This window comes from Erythrobacter fulvus (genome assembly GCF_028595285.1).
Classification (GTDB): Bacteria; Pseudomonadota; Alphaproteobacteria; order Sphingomonadales; family Sphingomonadaceae; genus Erythrobacter; species Erythrobacter fulvus.
Map to the genome: position 1 here is coordinate 14,258 of NZ_JAQQXQ010000009.1, position 17,227 is coordinate 31,484.

Below are 17,227 nucleotides of genomic sequence, written 5' to 3' on the forward strand. Positions count from 1 at the left end.
CATACCCACCGGCTTTCGTTGAATTTCCCTCGTGCTGTGTTATGGAAATAAGACAGCACGAGGAGAAACCCAATGTCCGGACCATGGAAAGATGCGCGCGGTGTGATCGTCACCACCACGCCGACCATCGAAGGCCACCCAATTCAGGAATATTGCGGCATCGTCACCGGCGAGGTGATCGTCGGCGCCAACCTGTTCCGAGATCTTTTCGCCAACATCCGCGATATCGTCGGCGGACGCTCGGGTTCTTATGAACGCATCCTCGCTGATGCCCGCAAGCAGGCGATCGAGGAATTGCAGGCCGACGCGGCATCGCTCGGCGGCAATGCGGTGGTCGGCATCGACCTCGACTACGAAGTGATCGGCGCGAACGGCTCGATGCTGATGGTTTCGGCCAGCGGGACGGCCGTCCGGATCTGATCGGATCTCACCACCAGCCATAATCAACGGCCAGAAATATCGCATTATAGGCCGCGTGGTGCATCATTGCCGCGCGCAAGCCCATCCTTGTGCGGGTATAGGCCAGCAGCAGGCCGCCGATTGTCTGCGGCAGAACGACGAACACACCGAGCGGGCTCGTCAGTGCCTCGTAATTGCCGAGGTGCATCAGGCCGAACAAAAGCGAACTGCCCCACACGAACCAGCGAAAATGGCGCGTGAACCATTCGGGCACTGTCGTGTCGCGATCACGGGTGAGGCTCCAGTGAACAAGCCCGAACAGCACCAAGCCGACCCCTGCCAGCGCCAGCGGCATCGCTATGTCGGCGCTCACAAACAGCGTCCCGATGAAAATCGCCTCGGCGGCAAAACCGTAAAGCGCAAAGCGCAGCGCAGCGATGCGCCCCGTAAGCCAGCCGCGATAGACAAGCTCCTCGAGCACCGGCGCCAAAAGAAGATAGCCGAACAGATCCTCTGCCAATGAAGCATCCTGTTCGATCGGCTCGGGAAGAAATCCGGTGCCCGAATCGAGCAGCGCCGTCACCTCCCCAACCAGCGTATCGAGCACCAGATCGAAAGCGAAAACCGTAAGCAATGCAATCAGCATTGCCCGACCCCATGGCAGAGTCCCATCGACAAAGGTCGGGCGGATCATGAAACGCGCAGCGTCGGCCACCCGTTCGCGCACGGTCAAATCGTCTGCAACGAGCGGCCTTGCATCCGCCTTCACGCTCGGAGTAAGGCCCGCGCTCAGTTTTCCAACATCCCGGTGAAGTTCGTCCAATGGCAGGCCATTCCAAGTTCAAGAACATCATGCACCGCAAGGGTGCGCAGGACAAGAAACGCTCAGCTATGTTTTCCAAGCTGAGCCGCGAGATCACCGTGGCGGCCAAGATGGGTCTGCCCGATCCCGACATGAACCCGCGCCTGCGCCTCGCGGTCAACGCGGCCAAGGCCCAGTCGATGCCCAAGGACAATATCCAGCGCGCGATCGACAAGGCGGCATCAGCGGGCGGCGAGGATTATGTCGAAGTACGCTACGAAGGCTACGGCCCGGGAGGCGTTGCGCTCATCGTCGAGGCGCTGACCGACAACCGCAACCGTACCGCCACCAATGTCCGCACCGCTTTCAGCAAGAACGGCGGCAACCTCGGCTCGGAAGGCTCGGTCAGCCACGGCTTCGAGCGGCGCGGTCTGATCGAATACAAGGCTGAGGTGGGCGACGAGGAAAAGGTGCTCGAAGCCGCGATCGAAGCAGGAGCGGACGATGTCGAATCATCGTACGACGGCCACACCATCTGGACCGCTGCCGATGCTCTGCATGGTGTCGCCAGCGCGCTTGAAGCGGCGCTGGGTGCGGCGGACAACGTCAAGCTTGCGTGGAAGCCCTCTCTGACGGTCGACGTGGACGAGGCCACCGCAACCACCTTGATGAAGCTCATCGATACGCTCGACGACGATGATGACGTGCAGACCGTTTGGGGCAATTACGAGATCTCCGACGAGGTGGTGGAGAAGCTGGGCTGATCATCCTCGGCCTCGATCCGTCACTTTCGTCCACCGGCTGGGGCGTGATCCGCAGCGAGGGCGCGCGAATCGCGCATGTGGCCAATGGTCAGATCAAGACCGATGCGGCCACATCAATGGCCGACCGGTTGGCCACCTTGCAGGCCGGGCTGGCGATGGTAATCGCTGAATACCGCCCTGCCCGTGCCGCGGCAGAGGAAATCTTCGTCAACAAGAACCCGCAATCGACGCTGAAGCTGGCACAGGCGCGAGGCGCCGTGCTGGCCGCCTGCGGCGCCGCGAGTATTGCGGTGAACGAGCACGCCGCGCGGCTGGTCAAGAAAGCCGTTACCGGCACCGGCGCGGCGGAAAAGGCGCAGGTAGCGGCGATGATGAAGGTGTTGCTACCGGGCATCACCATTTCAGGGCCCGACGCCGCCGACGCACTGGCCGTGGCAATTGCGGACGCACATCTGGGTCCGAAATTCTGATGCGGAGCATGAAATGACCATCCATCTTTACGGCATTCCCAATTGCGACACGGTCAAGAAGGCGCGCGTCTGGCTGGACAAGCAGGGCATCGATTACACTTTCCACGACTACAAGAAGGAAGGTGCCGATCCGGAAAAGCTGGCCGCTTGGATCACCGCTGCGGGTCTCGACACGGTGGTGAATCGCAAGGGCACGACCTTCCGCAAACTTTCGGACAACGAAAAACAGTCCGTCGCAGAAAGTCACACGGCTGTCGCTTTGCTGGTCCAGCAGCCGAGCATCATAAAGCGCCCGATTGCCGAGCATCCGCGCGGGTTGCTGGTCGGTTTCAAGGAAGAAGAATGGTCCGCAGCCTTGCTCTGATCGCGCTTCTGGCGCTTTCTCCGGTGCCCGCTGCCGCAGCAGACAACGGCTTGCTGGTCATCGCCCACCGCGGCGCCAGCGCCGAACGCCCCGAACACACCCTTGCCGCTTACGAGCGCGCTATCGATCAGGGTGCGGATTATATCGAACCCGATCTGGTCGCGACGAAGGATCTGGTTCTGGTCGCGCGACACGAAAACGAACTGTCCGGCACCACCGATGTCGCATCGCGTGAAGAGTTCGAGGATCGTCGCCGGGACAAGATCATCGATGGTCAGCGCGTCGCTGGCTGGTTTGCCGAGGACTTCACGCTCGCCGAACTGCGCACGCTGCGGGCCAAAGAGCGCATCCCCTCGGTGCGACCGGCCAATGCGCGTTTCGACGGGTTATACCAGGTGCCGACATTCAGCGAAATCGTGAAGCTGGTGCGTGCCAAGGAGGCCGAAACAGGGCGACGCATCGGGCTTTATCCCGAAATCAAGCATCCCACCTTCCTGCTGCAGGATGCCGGGATCGACATGGTGGACCTGCTGCTGCGCGAGTTCCGCCAGCTCGGAATCACGCCGCAAGACCCCGTATTCGTTCAAAGCTTCGAAATCGCGCCCTTGCAACGCCTCAAGCAGCGCGGCGGTGGCTTCAAGCTGGTGCAGCTTGTCGAGCCGATCGGCGGCCCGGCGGACGAGCCAGGCATGCGCTATGCCGAGATGGTCACGCCAACCGGACTGACAGAGGTGGCAACCTATGCCGACGCGATAGGCGCGCATATTGGCATGGCTCTCAATCCAGATGGCACCCCGACCAGCCTGGTCGCGGACGCGAAGGCGGTAGGGATGGTGGTTCATGCGTGGACTGTGAGGCCGGAAAACGAGTTTCTACCGGTTATGCTTCGGACAGGTAGCGACCCCAAAGGCAAGGGCTGCGGTGATGTGAAGCTGGCGGCGCTGCTCAAGGCCGCGGGGGTTGCGGGCATATTCAGCGATGGGCCGCTGGCGGGACGCAGCTGCCCCTAGGCCCGCTTCGCGCTCAGGATGTAATTGATCGATTCGTCATCGGACAGGTGCAGGCCCTTGCCCGGCCGCCACGCGATCCCGCGCTTGGCCGTTACCGTCAATCCGACCTCTGCCAGCAGCGCTTCCAGTTCATCGGGGGTGACGAAGTCCTGCCAATGGTGGGTGCCCTTGGGAACATAGCCCACCGCTTCGGCAGCGCCGACCAGCAGCACCCGGCTTGCCGCAGTGCGGTTGGGGGTGGACATGACCAGCAGGCCATCGGGTGCCAGCCGCGCTGCAACGTCACGCAGGAAGGCGGGCTTGTCGGCCACGTGCTCGATCACCTCGACACAAGTCACCAGATCGAACGTGCCGATATCGAGTCTTCCCACCTCGCCCGCCATGTAACGGATATCGAGCCCCACGCCTTCCGCATGGGCAGCCGCGGCCGCGACATTTTCGGGCGCAGCATCAACGCCGGTCACCCCCGCACCGAGACGGGCAAGCGGTTCACACAGCAGCCCCGCCCCGCAGCCGATGTCGAGCGCGGCCTTGCCCATCAGCGGCCTCGCCGCCCGCGCCGCCTCCGGCCAATGCGCGTCGATCGCGTCCCGAATGAATGCCAGTCTCACCGGGTTGACCTGATGCAGGCTCGCCATCGGCCCTTTCGCATCCCACCAGTTATGCGCCAGCTGGGCGAAGAAATCGGCTTCCTCGGGCCGGATAGTTACATTCGATACGTTTGCGTTTCCCATGAACGCCCCTTAACAGCGCCCGCGAACACTCACCAGCGGGAGCTGAACTTTGGCCCGGATCGTGATGAAATTCGGCGGAACCTCGATGGCCGGGACGGAGCGCATCCGCCGCGTCGCAAATATCGTGCGTGCGCAAGCCGCGAAAGGCGATCAGGTCGCGGTGGTCGTCAGCGCGATGGCGGGCGAGACCGACCGGCTCGTGAATTTCTGTCGCGAGGCCAACCCGCTTTACGATCCGGCCGAATATGACGTGGTCGTCGCAAGCGGAGAACAGGTGACCAGCGGGCTGCTCGCGCTCACCCTACAGGCGCTCGGCTGCAAGGCGCGCAGCTGGCTCGGCTGGCAATTGCCGATCAAGACGATCGAAGCCCACGCCAAGGCGCGCATCGATACGATCGATGCACCCGGCCTGATTGAGGCGCTGGAAGCTGGCGAGATCGCAGTGATCCCGGGCTTTCAGGGCATTTCGGAGGATGGCCGTGTCACGACGCTCGGGCGCGGGGGTTCGGACACCTCGGCGGTGGCGGTCGCGGCCGCGATCAAGGCGGACCGTTGCGACATCTACACCGATGTTGACGGGGTCTACACCACCGACCCGCGCATCGTCGCCAAAGCGCGCAAGCAGAAGGCGGTGACCTACGAGGAAATGCTCGAACTGGCATCCGTGGGCGCAAAGGTGCTTCAGACCCGCTCGGTCGGCCTCGCAATGAAGGAAGGCGTCCGGGTGCAGGTATTGTCGAGCTTCATCGGCGAAGGCGCACCGCCCGCCGATGATCTGCCGGGAACGATGATCGTCTCGGACGAGGAAATGGACGAATTGGTGGAGAAGGGCCTGATGGAACGCCAGCTTGTAACAGGTATTGCGCACGACAAGAACGAGGCCAAGATCATCCTCACCCGCGTGCCCGACCGCCCTGGCGCAGTGGCCAACATCTTCGAGCCGCTGGCGGCTGCCAGCATCAATGTCGACATGATCATCCAGAACGTCGGGCGCGACAAGGGCGAAACGGACGTGACCTTCACCGTCCCGCAGTCCGACCTCGCCCGCGCGCAGGCGCTGCTTGAGGACCGCCGCAGCGAAATCGGTTTCAACCGTATCATTACAGACAGTAAGATCGCCAAGATCAGCGTCGTTGGCGTCGGCATGAAGAGCCACGCCGGGGTTGCGAGCACAATGTTCCGGGCGCTGTCCGATCGCGGCATCAACATCCAGGCGATCTCGACCTCGGAAATCAAGATCAGCGTCATGATCGACGAGGACGAGACCGAGCTTGCGGTGCGCGTTCTGCACACAGCCTACGGGCTCGACGCAGTTAGCTGACAGGCAGCCCGCTTTATCGACATTAACCATTATCGGTGACCACTGCTTAACCCTTGGGGCCGGACTCTCGCTGCTCAACGCAGAGCATTCGGAGTCGCACCCCATGGCAATCAGGGCCCATCTCGATCAGTCTGTCGCCCGCGAAAGCCAGCGCAGCGCCCACCGCAGATCATTGCGGCTGGAAACCAGCGGAGCATTGCCGGGAAGCGGCGAGAGCAATGTTGTCATTCACAATATCTCGGCCACGGGACTATTGATCGAGACAGGGCTGGAGGTCGCAGTAGGCGAGGAGCTTGCGATCGACCTGCCGGCCGCAGGCCAGGTATTCGCCCGGATCATCTGGCGCAGCGATCGACTATATGGCTGTGCCTTTTCCCAGCCACTGAACGCGGGCGCGCTGGCCGCAGCCCAGCTCAAGGGGCTCCCGGTCAGCGAAGTCACTCAACCAGCCAGACCCACACCGATGGCCAACCCGGCCGAAACGCTCGGGTTGCGGCTCGCCCGCTTGCGACGCGAAGCCGGCCTTACCCTTGCTGACGTCGCGGCAAGGCTGGGGGTCAGCAAACCGACCGTGTGGGCATGGGAAAAGGGCAAGGCCCGTCCTCTGCCCGAACGGATGGAGGCGATTGCCGACGCACTGGGCGCAGCGACCGAGGATCTGGCCGGGTCGAACGAGGGCGATGTCGATCTCAACGGCTTGATCGACGATTGCCGTACCCGCATCGCCATCGCTTGCGGCGCATCGCCAAATGCCGTTCGTATCATGATCGAACTCTAATAAAGCCGCCAGCCTTCAGATAGAGATGGATAATTGCTTCGCGAAATTCGCACGCAATTGCTCCACATATTGAAAATTATGGTAAACGAAACTTGGATGTGATTCGTTTTTTAGTCGAATAAACTTACATAACTAACCAAAATACGATCACATTCAGGAAAAACAGGGGAAATGTTGTTCCTGAATGTGATTTGTTAGTTACCAAGTAAATCCGACTAATGCGAGTTGGCGAATTTATCGTTAAACCGCGGGGGCGCTGTCGGTATGAAAATTGGTCTGAGTGACGTCGAGGGTCGAGTTCTGCACGGCCTTCTTGAAGAGACTTCCGGCGATATCGTTCTGAGGATCGACCAGCGCGGATTTATCCTCCACGCATCCTCGAATATCACCGAACTGGGCTTCGATTTCTCCTCTGCATTGCTGCTTCCGCACATCACCGATCTGGCCGAAGCTGACCATGCCGCTTTTCTCGGCGAACATGTCAGCGCCGTGCTCGAAGGGCGGACCCGCAGTGGCTGGGTAGAATTTCCCGTTATCACCTGCGCCGAACGCGATACCTGCCGCGAGACGCAATGCCAGCGTTGGCACGCGCTCAGCCTGCGACCGATGATCGACAACATGGGCAATATCGACGGCGCACTATGCCTGATGCGTTCGGTCCAGCAAGTGCGCCTGCTTGAAGGCGAGCTGCATAATCGGGCAGTCACCGATCCGCTGACCGGGCTGGCCAATCGTCAGGCTTTCTGCGCGAGCCTGCGACGGCATCTTGCGGGCGGAGGCGGGCAGATCGTCGGCGTGTTCGCGGTCGACGGAATGCGCGCATTGCTGCTGCGCTATGGCCAGCGCACGGCCGACGAAGTGGTATGGGGCTTTGCCAAATTCCTCGAAACCATGGCCCTGCCGGGACACGAACTGGCACAACTCGACGGCGAACGTTTCGGCGTATTGCTGCCGGAAATGACATCGCGAACGGCGCGCGAATGGGCCGAGGATGTGGTGCAGACATTCTCGACATTGGCCACACCTGTGTCGGCCAAAGCGCCGCAGCTTTCCGCCAGCGCGGGGCTGGCCCGGGTCGAATACACCGTTGACTGGACAATGCGCGAGGCGGAACTGGGCCTCGTCTTGGCGCGCGCCGGCGGCGGACGTCAGGTTGCCGTAGCAGGGCATCGCCGAGCGGCCTGACGTGCCGCTAGACTTGGCGCGCAGGGCAGCTAAACCGGCCAGATGAGCCATATTGCCACCATCCTGCTGCTCGGTTCGGGCGAACTCGGACGAGAATTCACGATAGCCGCCAAGCGCCTCGGTGCAAGGGTGATCGCCTGTGATTCCTACGACGATGCGCCCGCGATGCAGCTCGCTGACACGCGCGAAGTTTTCTCAATGCTCGACGGCGTGGCCTTGCGCGCGGCAGTGATCAAGCATCAGCCCGACCTGATCGTCCCCGAGATCGAGGCAATCCGCACCGAGATGCTGGCCGAACTGGAAGCGGAAGCCTTCACGGTGGTGCCCTCCGCCCGCGCCGCGCAGCTGACCATGAACCGCGATGCGATCCGCGATCTGGCGGCGGGCGAGCTGGGCCTCGTAACCTCGCAATATGGCTATGCCGAAAGCTTTGCCGAGGCGCAGACCATCGCCGCGCGCATCGGCTATCCGCTGGTGATGAAGCCGGTCATGTCCTCATCGGGCAAGGGCCAGAGCAAGGTCGACGGGCCGGAGGCGCTGGAGGCCGCGTGGGAATATGCCGTCGCTAACATGCGCGGCGACCGCGCGCGGGTGATCTGCGAGCAGTTCATCGCCTTCGATTATGAAATTACTCTTCTTACAGTGCGCCACGCGGGCGGCATTTCCTTCTGCCCCCCGATCGGCCACCGGCAGGAGCGCGGCGACTACCGCGAAAGCTGGCAGCCGGCCGCCATGTCCACTTCGGCCCTCGCCAAGGCCCAGGACATGGCCGCCAAGGTCGTCATGGCGTTGCAGGGTGGCGGACGGGGCTGGGGGCTCTATGGCGTCGAGTTCTTTGTAAAGGGCGAGGAGGTAATCTTCTCCGAACTCTCCCCACGCCCGCACGATACCGGCATGGTGACGCTCGCCTCGCAGGATCTGACCGAATTCGATCTCCACGCCCGCGCGATCCTCGGCCTGCCAGTGCCGGAGACCATCGCTGCCCGCCCCGCCGCCTCCGCCGTGATCCTCGCTGACCGGGAGAGCGAGGACTTTGCCTTCGAGGGGCTGGCCGATGCGCTGGCGCTGGGTGACACCGACGTGCGCATTTTCGGGAAGCCCGTCACCCGTCCCTATCGCCGCATGGGTGTCGCCCTCGCCCGCGCCCATGATGCGGGATCGGCGGTGGAATTGGCAAAACAGGCCGCGAATGCCGTGCGGATTGTCTATTCGTCCGAAGCCGACTAAGCGCCGCCGCCATGACAACCTATCCCCACACCGCTGCCCTGATGCAGCGCGGCACTGATTTCCTCGGCTGCGACACCGCGATCCTGTGCGGCGCGATGAGCTGGGTGTCGGAGCGCAACCTTGTCGCCGCCATCTCCAATGCGGGCGGCTTCGGCGTGATCGCCTGCGGGGCGATGACGCCCGAATTGCTCGACACCGAGATTGCCGCGACCAAGGCGCTGACGGCGAAGCCATTCGGTGTGAACCTCATCACCATGCACCCCGCGCTGTTCGATCTAATCGCGGTGTGTCGCAAGCATGGCGTAACCCACGTGGTGCTGGCGGGCGGCATCCCGCCGAAGGGTTCGGTCGAAGCAATCAAGGCCGATGACAGCGGCATCAAGGTGATCTGCTTTGCGCCCACGCTGGCGCTCGCCAAGAAGCTGCTGCGCTCGGGCGCAGATGCGCTGGTAATCGAGGGAATGGAAGCGGGTGGGCATATCGGCCCGGTCTCCACCTCGGTGCTGGCGCAGGAAATCCTGCCCGCGCTTGCCGACGAGCACCTGATCTTTGTCGCCGGCGGCATCGGCCGGGGCGAGGCGATTGCGAGCTACCTCGAAATGGGTGCGGCGGGCGTGCAGCTCGGCACGCGCTTTGCCTGCGCGAGCGAAAGCATCGCCCACCCCGATTTCAAGAAAGCCTTCTTCCGCGCCTCGGCACGCGAGGCAATTGCCAGCGTGCAGGTTGACCCGCGCTTGCCGGTGATCCCCGTCCGCGCGCTCAAGAACAAGGGTACCGAGGAATTCACCGCCAAGCAGCGCGAAGTCGCCGCCCTGCTCGATGCGGGCGAAGTCGACATGGGCGAGGCGCAGCTTCAGATCGAGCACTTCTGGGCCGGCGCCCTGCGCCGCGCGGTGATCGAGGGCGATGTCGAGAACGGCAGCGTGATGGCGGGCCAGTCGGTCGGCATGGTCACCAAGGAAGAACCTGCCGCCGACATCATCGCCGAGCTGATGAGCCAGTGCGAGGCGGCGCTCGCCCGCTAGCATGGGGCCGCTGATCCTCACCCTCGCCTGTCCCGACCGGCCCGGCATTACCGCGCGGGTCACCGGATTCCTCTTCGAGCGCGGGTGCAACATCCTCGACGCGCAGCAATTCAACGACCGGGCCGGTAACGGGGGCGGTGATCGCTTCTTCATGCGCGTCGTGTTCGATCCCGACGGCTCGACGCGCGAGGGCCTGCGCGCCGATTTCGCCACGCTAGCAAGCGAATTCGGGATGGACTGGACCATGGTGCGCGAGGATCGTCCGCGCCGCACCATCATCATGGTCAGCAAGTTCGACCACTGCCTCGTCGATCTGCTCTATCGCTGCCGCACCGGGGAGCTGCCAATCGACATCGTCGCGATCGTCTCCAACCACCCGCGCGAGGCGGCGATCCGGGTGGAAATCGGGGACATTCCCTTCCACCACATCCCCGTCACCCCCGACACAAAGCCCGCCGCCGAGGCGCAGTTCCGCACGCTGGCTGCGGAAACCGACGCGGAGCTGGTGGTGCTGGCGCGCTACATGCAGGTATTCTCGGACGAACAATCCGCCCACTTCGCCGGACGCTGCATCAACATCCACCATTCCTTCCTGCCCGGCTTCAAGGGTGCGCGTCCCTATCATCAGGCCCATGCCCGGGGCGTGAAGATCATCGGTGCGACCGCGCATTTCGTGACCGCCGATCTCGATGAAGGCCCGATCATCCATCAGGATGTCGAGCGCATCACCCATGCCGACAGCCCGGAGGACCTCGTGCGCAAGGGCCGTGATATCGAACGCCGTGTGCTGGCCGAAGCGGTGCGGCTGTTCGCGCAGGAACGCGTGCTGATGAACGGCAACCGGACGGTGGTGTTCAGGGGCTGATTGCTTTTCGCAGTTGCCGCGCCGCCGCACGAGGCGCACACTACCGCGAATGATCGTCGAACGCCTTGACCATGTGAACATCATTACCGACCGGCTCGCCGAGACCGCGCGGTTCTATTCCGAACTGCTCGATCTGGAGGAGCGCGACGGCCCGCCACCCTTGCCGCCGCATCAGGTGCGCTGGATGTATGACGCGGGTGGGCAGGCGATCCTGCACCTCAATTCCACCGACTGCCCGCGCGCCTTTGATCGCGCTGTCTCGCCGGGGGCCGAGACCGGCGCGATCCACCACGTCGCGCTGCGCTGTGGGAACTTCGATCAGGTCAAAGCCCGGCTCGACGCGCGCGGCGGGGACTACCGGATCAATGATCTGAGCAGCATCGGCTTGCGCCAGATCTTCACCGCCGATCCCAACAACGTGCTGCTGGAGCTGAACTTCTTCAGCGCCTAACGCCGCGCAATCTTCCTCTCTCCCTCGATTGCCTTGTCCTCGTTGGCGCGCTGGATCACGTAGGCACGGATCGCCTCGACCTCCTCCTTCGATAGCGAAGGCGCAAAGCTGACCATGCCGTTATCCTTGAGGATGCCGTCATAGACCACCGCGCTCCACGCCTTGGCGTCGCCGAGTGCGCCGGAACGCCTGAGGTCGGGCAGTTCGGTCGAACCAACCGCGCCGGGCGCATGGCACACCGCGCAGTAGCGGCCATACTTGGCCTTGCCGAGCGCGATTACGTCAGCGCTGGCACGGCTCGGCGGCGGATCGAGCGGGAGCTTGACCAGCTCCGGCTCCGGCGGCAGCGCGGCGTTCCCGCCGAGCTTGAACACCAGTAGGCGGCTGATGTTGCGCACCGGCCCCTGATTGTTGATGAGATCGCCGTCGGCGGTGATCGCATAGGCTCCGCCCCAGCCGGCCAGAACCGCAACATATTGCTCCCCGTCGACGGTATAAGTGATCGGCGGTGCGACGATCCCGGTCTGGGCGGCGAAGCTCCACAGCTTCTTGCCGTTGGCGGCATCATAGGCGGCGAATTCGCTGCCCGAATTGCCCTGGAAAACCAGACCCCCGCCAGTCGCCAGCAGCCCGCCGTTCCACGGCCCGGGGAACTCGACCGTCCAGCGCGCCTCCTGCTTGACCGGGTCCCACGCCATCAGCTTGCCCTTGACCGTGCCATAGACCTGCTTGCGGATACCGAGGTCGGGCGGGAGATCACCCGCGCCCAGATCGAAGCCGACGTTGAAACCGCGCGCACGGTCGGGCTTCCAGTCGGCCTGCGGCGCATAGAGCGACGCTGCTTCGAAGGCCGGAATGTAGACCAGCCCTTCCTGCGGGCTGAAGGCCATCGGGTGCCAGTTGTGTCCGCCCAGCGGCCCGGGCATCACCAGCGCGGGTTTACCGGTCTTGTCGACGCGCGCTTCGGGGTTTTCGATGGGACGTCCATTCTCATCCAGTCCCTTGGCCCAGCTGATCGGGATATAGGGCTTGCCCGAAATCAACTCGCCCGTCTCGCGATCAATGACATAGAAGAAACCGTTTTTGGGCGCCTGCATCAGCACCTTGCGCGCCTTGCCGTCCACTTCCATGTCGGCAAGGATGATATGCTGGGTGGCGGTGAAGTCCCAAGTCTCGCCCGGCGTGGTCTGATAGTGCCAGACATATTCGCCGGTGCCGGGCCGGATAGCCACGATGCTGGAGAGGTAGAGATTGTCGCCCTCGCCCGTCCCGTCAGGCCCGGGCGAACGATAGGCACGGTTCCACGGAGACCCGTTGCCCACCCCGATATAGAGCAGGTCGAGATCGGGGTCGTAGGCCATCGAATCCCAAACTGTCCCGCCGCCGCCGATCGCGTCCGACGCGCCCAGGACATCCATGTTCCACGTCTCGGCGGCCTTCTGCAGATAGGCCGGCGCATTGTCTCCCTGCCCGCCTTCCGGCACGGTGTAGAAACGCCACAGTTCCTCGCCGTCCTCGGCACTGTAGGCCGCGACATAGCCGCGCACGCCGAATTCTGCCCCGCCGCTACCGATAATCACCTTGCCGTCGATCACCCGCGGCGCCCCGGTGATGGTGTAGCTCTTCGACTGGTCGACGGTGACCTTCTCCCACGCCACCTTGCCGGTCTCGCGGTCGATCGCCACCAGCCGCCCGTCGAGCGTGCCGAGAAACAGCTTGTCCCCCCACGCCGCCAACCCGCGGTTCACCACGTCGCAGCACGCCTTGACCGCAGTCTCCCCGGGCACTTGCGGATCATATTCCCACAGCTTTGCCCCGGTTGCGGCGTCGAACGCCTTCACTTTGCTCCACGCGGTGGTGAGATAGAGCTTGCCGTCGATCACCAGCGGGGTCGCCTCTTGCCCCCGTGCGGTGTCCATGTCGGCGAACCATGTCAGACCGAGTTGGCCAACATTGTCGCGATTGACGCTGTCGAGCGGCGAAAAACGCTGTTCGGAATAGGTGCGCCCGTGGGTGATCCAGTTGGCGCTGTCGGCATCCGCTTCCAGCAAAGCCGCCATTGTGACGCCTTCGCCTTCGCCCGGTCCGAAAATCTGACTGCAATTCGCCAGCACCCCGGCAGACAGCAACAGGCCTGCGCTCAGCGTCCAACGCATAAGTTTCATCGATCCCACTCCCCGTGTTTTGCTGCGCATGTTGCCGCGAGAAACTTCGCTTGTCCATGCCCGCTGCCTCGGCCTATCTGGATGGCGGAGGGGCTGACAGGAGAGTTCAAGATGTGCGATGAAGCAAAACTCGGGGAATGGGCCCGGCAGGCAATCAGCCGCCGCCAGTTCGGTGCCCTGACCGGTGCAGCCGCGCTGGCAGCCTGCGCCTCCGGCGAAAGCTCGGGCAATGCGCAAAGCCCCACCCCCGCTCTGACCGAGCGAGGCATCAATTTCGCCACCGCCGACGGAACGATGGACGGATTCTTCGTTCAGCCCGCTACGGGCAACCATCCCGCCGTGATCCTGTGGCCGGATATCGCCAGCATTCGCGAATCCAAGCGCAATATCGCCCGCAAGCTGGCCGGTGCGGGCTACGCAGTGCTTGTCGTGAACCCCTATTATCGTGACGTGACGGGCGAACAGTTCGCCGATTTCGCCGCTTTCATTTCGGATGGGGGATTCCGGAAGGTTGGCCCGTGGCGCGGCAAGTTGAATGCCGAAGCGATAATGCGCGACACTGCCTCGATCGTGGACTGGCTCGACCGGCAAGAGGGTGTCGACCAGGCGCGAGGAATCGGCACCCAGGGCTATTGCATGGGCGGCCCTTTTACCGTCTGGAGCGCCGCCGCAGTTCCCTCACGCGTCAAGGCCGCGGCGAGCTTCCACGGCGGCGGACTGGTGCGTCCGGACAATCCGATGAGCCCGCATAAAGTGTTGGACAAGGTGGATGCGCAGCTGCTGATCGCCGTGGCACAGGACGATGATGCCAAAGCACCGGAGGACAAGACGACCTTTGCGGATGCCGCAAAGGCGGCCGGCGTGACGGCAAAGGTAGAAGTCTACCCCGGCGATCACGGCTGGATGGTGTCGGACAGCCCGGCATATGATGCAGCAGCAGCCGCCAAGGGCGAAGCCGATCTGCTGGCGCTTTACGGCGCAGCGCTCTGAGCTTTGACATGCACGCGGGACCGGGTGGTCCCGCGCCCTTTCGCCGCCCTTAGCGGGCCTTGGCGCGCTCGTTCGCAGCGCCGAAGCGGCCATGCTTGCGGTAGCGCAGCATCCACTTGTCGAGGAACAGGCCGAGCGGCTTGGCCTCGATCCCCAGATCGGCAAGCGTGTGGGCTCCGTCGGAAACGACATTGCCCGCCTTCAGCAACGTCCATTGATCACGGCTCATCGGCGTGCCGGGCAGCGCAGCAAAGGTCGCGGAAAGTCCGTCAGGCATAGCAATGAAGCGCCGCTTGCGACCCTGCGCCTCGGCGATACGGTTGTGGATCTCCATCATGGTGAGCCGTTCCGGTCCGCCGAGTTCGTAGATCCGTCCGCCGTGCTGCTCGGGATCTTCCAAGGCGGCCGTCACTGCTTCGGCCACATCATCGACATAGACCAGCTGGAGCTCCACATCGGGGCCGAACACCGGCAGCACGGGCAACATCTCGATCATGCCCCCGAACAGATTCAGGAAGTTGTCGTCCTTGCCGAACACGATCGAGGGACGAAGGATCGTGGTCTTGGGGAATGCCGCAAGCACCCGTTCTTCGCCCAGCGCCTTGGCCCGGGCATAGGCCGCAGGCGAGGCGGCATCGGCTCCGATCGCGCTGACATGGACAACCGCCTTGATTTCATTGGCGGTAGCAATCTTGCCGATCGTGCCGGGCGCCTCGCCCATCAACGCATCGAGCTTTCCGTCGAACGCGCCGACAAGGTTGACCACATAGCTCGCACCCTCAAGCGCTGCAGCCACATGATTCTCGCGGGTGATGTCGCAGGGCATGAATTGCAGCTGCCCGAGATTGGCGAGCGGTTTCAGCGCAAAACCCTTTTGCGGATTGCGACTGGCCAGCCGCAATCGCGCACCGCGCTCAAGCAGGCTCTGTGCGACATAATTGCCGATATAGCCGCTGCCGCCGAAGATCGTGACAAGCTGGCCGGAAAGCGGGGAGGAGGTTGGCATTGGTTGGTTGCTCTTGCTGGCTGTCCCTTAATCTGCGCCGCGCCATGCGGCAATGTGCCGCCGCGGGCAAGACCCGCGATGTTCGCCAGTGCAGAATGCCGCACCGAATCGGGCCGCATGACGGGGTGCGCAAATATCCCGCGATGTTTGCGTTGACAGCGCCCCTTCGCCCTCGCTAAAGGCCCGCGCCTACCCAGCCTTCGGCGACGACGACCGGAGGCATCCGTGCCCAGATGGCGGAATTGGTAGACGCACCGTCTTCAGGTGGCGGCGCTCGCAAGGGCGTGGAGGTTCGAGTCCTCTTCTGGGCACCAGGTATGCTTTTGCGACAGACCGCATAAGCATACCAAACCACTCAAAAGATTTGATAATCTCCCAATAGAACTCCGCGCAAGTCCGCGGTCGATTGCGGGCTGCCAGCACGTTTGGGGGTCAAAATGGGGGTCACTGACCCCCACCTTGAAGCTCCTCGAACACCCCCGCCTTGAACGAGTCGAGCTGGTCCGACCACCACTGCATCATGGCGACACGCTCGGGCCAATACTGAGTCCGGTTGTAGACCGATCGCACAGCATTCCCATCCTGGTGCGCCAGCGCCCGCTCGATCGCATCGGGGTTCCACTTGCCGCTCTCGTTGAGCAGCGAACTCGCCGTGGAGCGGAAGCCATGAGCGGTCATCTTGCCCTCGTATCCAAGCCGCCTCAGGGCCCCATTGATGGCGTTCTCGGACAGTGGCTTCTTCGGCGTCCAGCTCGGGAACACCCATTCGCTGTAGCTCGACACGTCCTCCATGGAGCGGATGATCGCCAATGCCTGACGCGACAATGGCACTCGGTGTTCCCGACGCATCTTCGTATCGCCTGCCGGAATGGTCCAGATGGCCTTGTCGAGGTCTAGGTCGGCCCATCTCATGGCACGAATCTCTCCTGGGCGCTGGAAGAGATGCGCAGACAACTTGAGCGCCGCGTTCGTCGAGGCATAGCCGCGGTAATCGTCGATCGCCTTCAGAAGCTTGCCGAGCTGGCGCGGATCGATGATGGCAGGATGGTTACGCACTACCGGCGAGCGAAGAGCACGCCGAAGGGCCGGCGCCGGATTGTGCTCCGCCCTGCCCGTCGCGATGGCATAGTCGATCACACGACTCGCGAATGAACGGAGCCGACGGGCCGTTTCGCGCCGACCCGACTCCTCAACCTGGCGGAGGGCGGCGAGAAGCATGGGCGCAGTGACCTCCGGCACGGGCACGGAGCCGATCGCAGGCTCAAGCAGGGATAGCAACCACTCGGTCTTGCTGCGGGTGGTTTCGGAGATAGCCTTGTCCCCATCAGAAGCCCGTTTCTCGATCAGCTCGCGAGCGACCATCCCGAAGGTGTTCTCCTGTGCCAAACGCTGTTCAAGCCGCTCGGCCTGCCGCTTGCCCGAGGGATCGACACCGTCAGCAAGCAAGGCGCGAGCCTCGTCCCGCTTGGCCCGTGCGGCCTTGAGACTGACCTCCGGGAACGGCCCGAAGCTGATTCGCTTCTCCTTGCCGTTGAAGCGATACTTCATGTGCCAGCGCTTGGAGCCAGTGGGTGCGACAAGGAGGAACAAGCCCTTCTCGTCAGTATGCTTTGTGGGTTTGGAGCCGGGCTGGATATTCTCGATTTCCTTGACCGTGAGGGGCATCAGTAT

Annotated in this window: 18 protein-coding genes and 1 tRNA gene; 14 read left to right on the plus strand and 5 right to left on the minus strand. The window is 63.2% G+C overall.

Going from position 1 to position 17,227, the window contains the following annotated elements:
- Positions 1 to 72 precede the first annotated feature (72 nt).
- The gene (locus OIK40_RS11850; RefSeq protein ID WP_273678553.1) at positions 73 to 420 is read left to right on the plus strand and encodes a heavy metal-binding domain-containing protein; all 348 of its coding nucleotides are present in this window, start codon (positions 73 to 75) and stop codon (positions 418 to 420) included.
- A 7-nt stretch (positions 421 to 427) separates the two neighbouring features.
- Here OIK40_RS11850 and OIK40_RS11855 read toward each other — a convergent pair whose 3' ends face one another.
- On the minus strand, positions 428 to 1,222 hold the full coding sequence (locus OIK40_RS11855) for a CPBP family glutamic-type intramembrane protease (RefSeq protein WP_273678554.1): 795 nt from the start codon (positions 1,220 to 1,222) through the stop codon (positions 428 to 430).
- Here OIK40_RS11855 and OIK40_RS11860 point away from each other — a divergent pair.
- The 4 genes from OIK40_RS11860 to OIK40_RS11875 are packed head-to-tail and all read left to right on the plus strand — an operon-like array spanning position 1,222 to position 3,809.
- Positions 1,222 to 1,965 carry a YebC/PmpR family DNA-binding transcriptional regulator gene (locus tag OIK40_RS11860; RefSeq protein ID WP_273678555.1) on the plus strand — a complete coding sequence of 248 codons (744 nt, stop codon included), beginning with the start codon at positions 1,222 to 1,224 and terminating at the stop codon, positions 1,963 to 1,965. The two genes, OIK40_RS11855 and OIK40_RS11860, sit on opposite strands and share 1 nt — an antisense overlap.
- The gene (gene ruvC / locus OIK40_RS11865) at positions 1,962 to 2,435 is read left to right on the plus strand and encodes a crossover junction endodeoxyribonuclease RuvC (RefSeq protein WP_273678647.1); all 474 of its coding nucleotides are present in this window, start codon (positions 1,962 to 1,964) and stop codon (positions 2,433 to 2,435) included. The genes OIK40_RS11860 and ruvC overlap by 4 nt, the downstream gene beginning before the upstream one ends.
- A gap of 13 nt (positions 2,436 to 2,448) precedes the next feature.
- Positions 2,449 to 2,799: an ArsC family reductase gene (locus OIK40_RS11870; protein ID WP_273678556.1), complete on the plus strand. Its 351-nt coding sequence runs from the start codon at positions 2,449 to 2,451 to the stop codon at positions 2,797 to 2,799.
- A complete protein-coding gene (locus OIK40_RS11875; RefSeq protein WP_273678557.1) occupies positions 2,778 to 3,809 on the plus strand; it encodes a glycerophosphodiester phosphodiesterase family protein in 1,032 nt (343 codons plus the stop codon). Before OIK40_RS11870 ends, OIK40_RS11875 begins: the two co-directional genes overlap by 22 nt.
- On the opposite strand, the gene ubiG is transcribed toward OIK40_RS11875, so the two are convergent.
- Complete coding sequence (ubiG, locus tag OIK40_RS11880) at positions 3,806 to 4,543, minus strand: bifunctional 2-polyprenyl-6-hydroxyphenol methylase/3-demethylubiquinol 3-O-methyltransferase UbiG (protein ID WP_273678558.1); 738 nt, start codon at positions 4,541 to 4,543, stop codon at positions 3,806 to 3,808. The two genes, OIK40_RS11875 and ubiG, sit on opposite strands and share 4 nt — an antisense overlap.
- 49 nt (positions 4,544 to 4,592) lie before the next feature.
- Between ubiG and OIK40_RS11885 the strand changes: the two genes are divergently transcribed.
- The 7 genes from OIK40_RS11885 to OIK40_RS11915 all read left to right on the plus strand — a co-directional run bounded on the left by OIK40_RS11885 (position 4,593) and on the right by OIK40_RS11915 (position 11,395).
- Positions 4,593 to 5,864, plus strand: coding sequence for an aspartate kinase (locus OIK40_RS11885; protein WP_273678559.1), 1,272 nt, complete (start codon positions 4,593 to 4,595; stop codon positions 5,862 to 5,864).
- 103 nt (positions 5,865 to 5,967) lie between these two features.
- The gene (locus OIK40_RS11890; RefSeq protein WP_273678560.1) at positions 5,968 to 6,642 is read left to right on the plus strand and encodes a helix-turn-helix domain-containing protein; all 675 of its coding nucleotides are present in this window, start codon (positions 5,968 to 5,970) and stop codon (positions 6,640 to 6,642) included.
- Between the two features lie 264 nt (positions 6,643 to 6,906).
- Positions 6,907 to 7,827 carry a GGDEF domain-containing protein gene (locus OIK40_RS11895; protein WP_273678561.1) on the plus strand — a complete coding sequence of 307 codons (921 nt, stop codon included), beginning with the start codon at positions 6,907 to 6,909 and terminating at the stop codon, positions 7,825 to 7,827.
- Positions 7,828 to 7,869: 42 nt separating this feature from the next.
- Positions 7,870 to 9,054 (plus strand): formate-dependent phosphoribosylglycinamide formyltransferase, encoded by a 1,185-nt coding sequence (gene purT, locus OIK40_RS11900; RefSeq protein ID WP_273678562.1) that lies wholly within the window; start codon positions 7,870 to 7,872, stop codon positions 9,052 to 9,054.
- An 11-nt stretch (positions 9,055 to 9,065) separates the two neighbouring features.
- On the plus strand, positions 9,066 to 10,079 hold the full coding sequence (locus OIK40_RS11905; protein ID WP_273678563.1) for an NAD(P)H-dependent flavin oxidoreductase: 1,014 nt from the start codon (positions 9,066 to 9,068) through the stop codon (positions 10,077 to 10,079).
- Position 10,080: 1 nt separating this feature from the next.
- Positions 10,081 to 10,944, plus strand: a complete 864-nt coding sequence (gene purU, locus OIK40_RS11910; protein WP_273678564.1) for a formyltetrahydrofolate deformylase — start codon at positions 10,081 to 10,083, stop codon at positions 10,942 to 10,944.
- A 49-nt stretch (positions 10,945 to 10,993) separates the two neighbouring features.
- Positions 10,994 to 11,395, plus strand: coding sequence for a VOC family protein (locus tag OIK40_RS11915; RefSeq protein ID WP_273678565.1), 402 nt, complete (start codon positions 10,994 to 10,996; stop codon positions 11,393 to 11,395).
- On the opposite strand, the gene OIK40_RS11920 is transcribed toward OIK40_RS11915, so the two are convergent.
- A complete protein-coding gene (locus tag OIK40_RS11920) occupies positions 11,392 to 13,560 on the minus strand; it encodes a PQQ-dependent dehydrogenase, methanol/ethanol family (protein ID WP_273678566.1) in 2,169 nt (722 codons plus the stop codon). The genes OIK40_RS11915 and OIK40_RS11920 overlap by 4 nt on opposite strands.
- A gap of 111 nt (positions 13,561 to 13,671) precedes the next feature.
- On the opposite strand from OIK40_RS11920, the gene OIK40_RS11925 reads away from it, so the two are divergent.
- Complete coding sequence (locus OIK40_RS11925) at positions 13,672 to 14,550, plus strand: dienelactone hydrolase family protein (protein ID WP_273678567.1); 879 nt, start codon at positions 13,672 to 13,674, stop codon at positions 14,548 to 14,550.
- Positions 14,551 to 14,599: 49 nt separating this feature from the next.
- Here OIK40_RS11925 and OIK40_RS11930 read toward each other — a convergent pair whose 3' ends face one another.
- On the minus strand, positions 14,600 to 15,556 hold the full coding sequence (locus OIK40_RS11930; protein ID WP_273678568.1) for a complex I NDUFA9 subunit family protein: 957 nt from the start codon (positions 15,554 to 15,556) through the stop codon (positions 14,600 to 14,602).
- 227 nt (positions 15,557 to 15,783) lie between these two features.
- Between OIK40_RS11930 and OIK40_RS11935 the strand changes: the two genes are divergently transcribed.
- A tRNA-Leu gene (locus OIK40_RS11935) sits at positions 15,784 to 15,870 on the plus strand.
- Between the two features lie 130 nt (positions 15,871 to 16,000).
- Here OIK40_RS11935 and OIK40_RS11940 read toward each other — a convergent pair.
- Complete coding sequence (locus OIK40_RS11940) at positions 16,001 to 17,221, minus strand: tyrosine-type recombinase/integrase (RefSeq protein WP_273678569.1); 1,221 nt, start codon at positions 17,219 to 17,221, stop codon at positions 16,001 to 16,003.
- Positions 17,222 to 17,227 lie beyond the last annotated feature (6 nt).

Coding starts and splice junctions, on each gene's coding strand:
- OIK40_RS11850 (WP_273678553.1), top strand. CDS start 73: ATGTCCGGACCATGGAAAGATGCGCGCGGTGTGATCGTCACCACCACG.
- OIK40_RS11860 (WP_273678555.1), top strand. CDS start 1,222: ATGGCAGGCCATTCCAAGTTCAAGAACATCATGCACCGCAAGGGTGCG.
- OIK40_RS11870 (WP_273678556.1), top strand. CDS start 2,449: ATGACCATCCATCTTTACGGCATTCCCAATTGCGACACGGTCAAGAAG.
- OIK40_RS11875 (WP_273678557.1), top strand. CDS start 2,778: ATGGTCCGCAGCCTTGCTCTGATCGCGCTTCTGGCGCTTTCTCCGGTG.
- ubiG (WP_273678558.1), bottom strand. CDS start 4,543: ATGGGAAACGCAAACGTATCGAATGTAACTATCCGGCCCGAGGAAGCC.
- OIK40_RS11890 (WP_273678560.1), top strand. CDS start 5,968: ATGGCAATCAGGGCCCATCTCGATCAGTCTGTCGCCCGCGAAAGCCAG.
- OIK40_RS11895 (WP_273678561.1), top strand. CDS start 6,907: ATGAAAATTGGTCTGAGTGACGTCGAGGGTCGAGTTCTGCACGGCCTT.
- purT (WP_273678562.1), top strand. CDS start 7,870: ATGAGCCATATTGCCACCATCCTGCTGCTCGGTTCGGGCGAACTCGGA.
- OIK40_RS11905 (WP_273678563.1), top strand. CDS start 9,066: ATGACAACCTATCCCCACACCGCTGCCCTGATGCAGCGCGGCACTGAT.
- purU (WP_273678564.1), top strand. CDS start 10,081: ATGGGGCCGCTGATCCTCACCCTCGCCTGTCCCGACCGGCCCGGCATT.
- OIK40_RS11915 (WP_273678565.1), top strand. CDS start 10,994: ATGATCGTCGAACGCCTTGACCATGTGAACATCATTACCGACCGGCTC.
- OIK40_RS11920 (WP_273678566.1), bottom strand. CDS start 13,560: ATGAAACTTATGCGTTGGACGCTGAGCGCAGGCCTGTTGCTGTCTGCC.
- OIK40_RS11925 (WP_273678567.1), top strand. CDS start 13,672: ATGTGCGATGAAGCAAAACTCGGGGAATGGGCCCGGCAGGCAATCAGC.
- OIK40_RS11930 (WP_273678568.1), bottom strand. CDS start 15,556: ATGCCAACCTCCTCCCCGCTTTCCGGCCAGCTTGTCACGATCTTCGGC.
- OIK40_RS11940 (WP_273678569.1), bottom strand. CDS start 17,221: ATGCCCCTCACGGTCAAGGAAATCGAGAATATCCAGCCCGGCTCCAAA.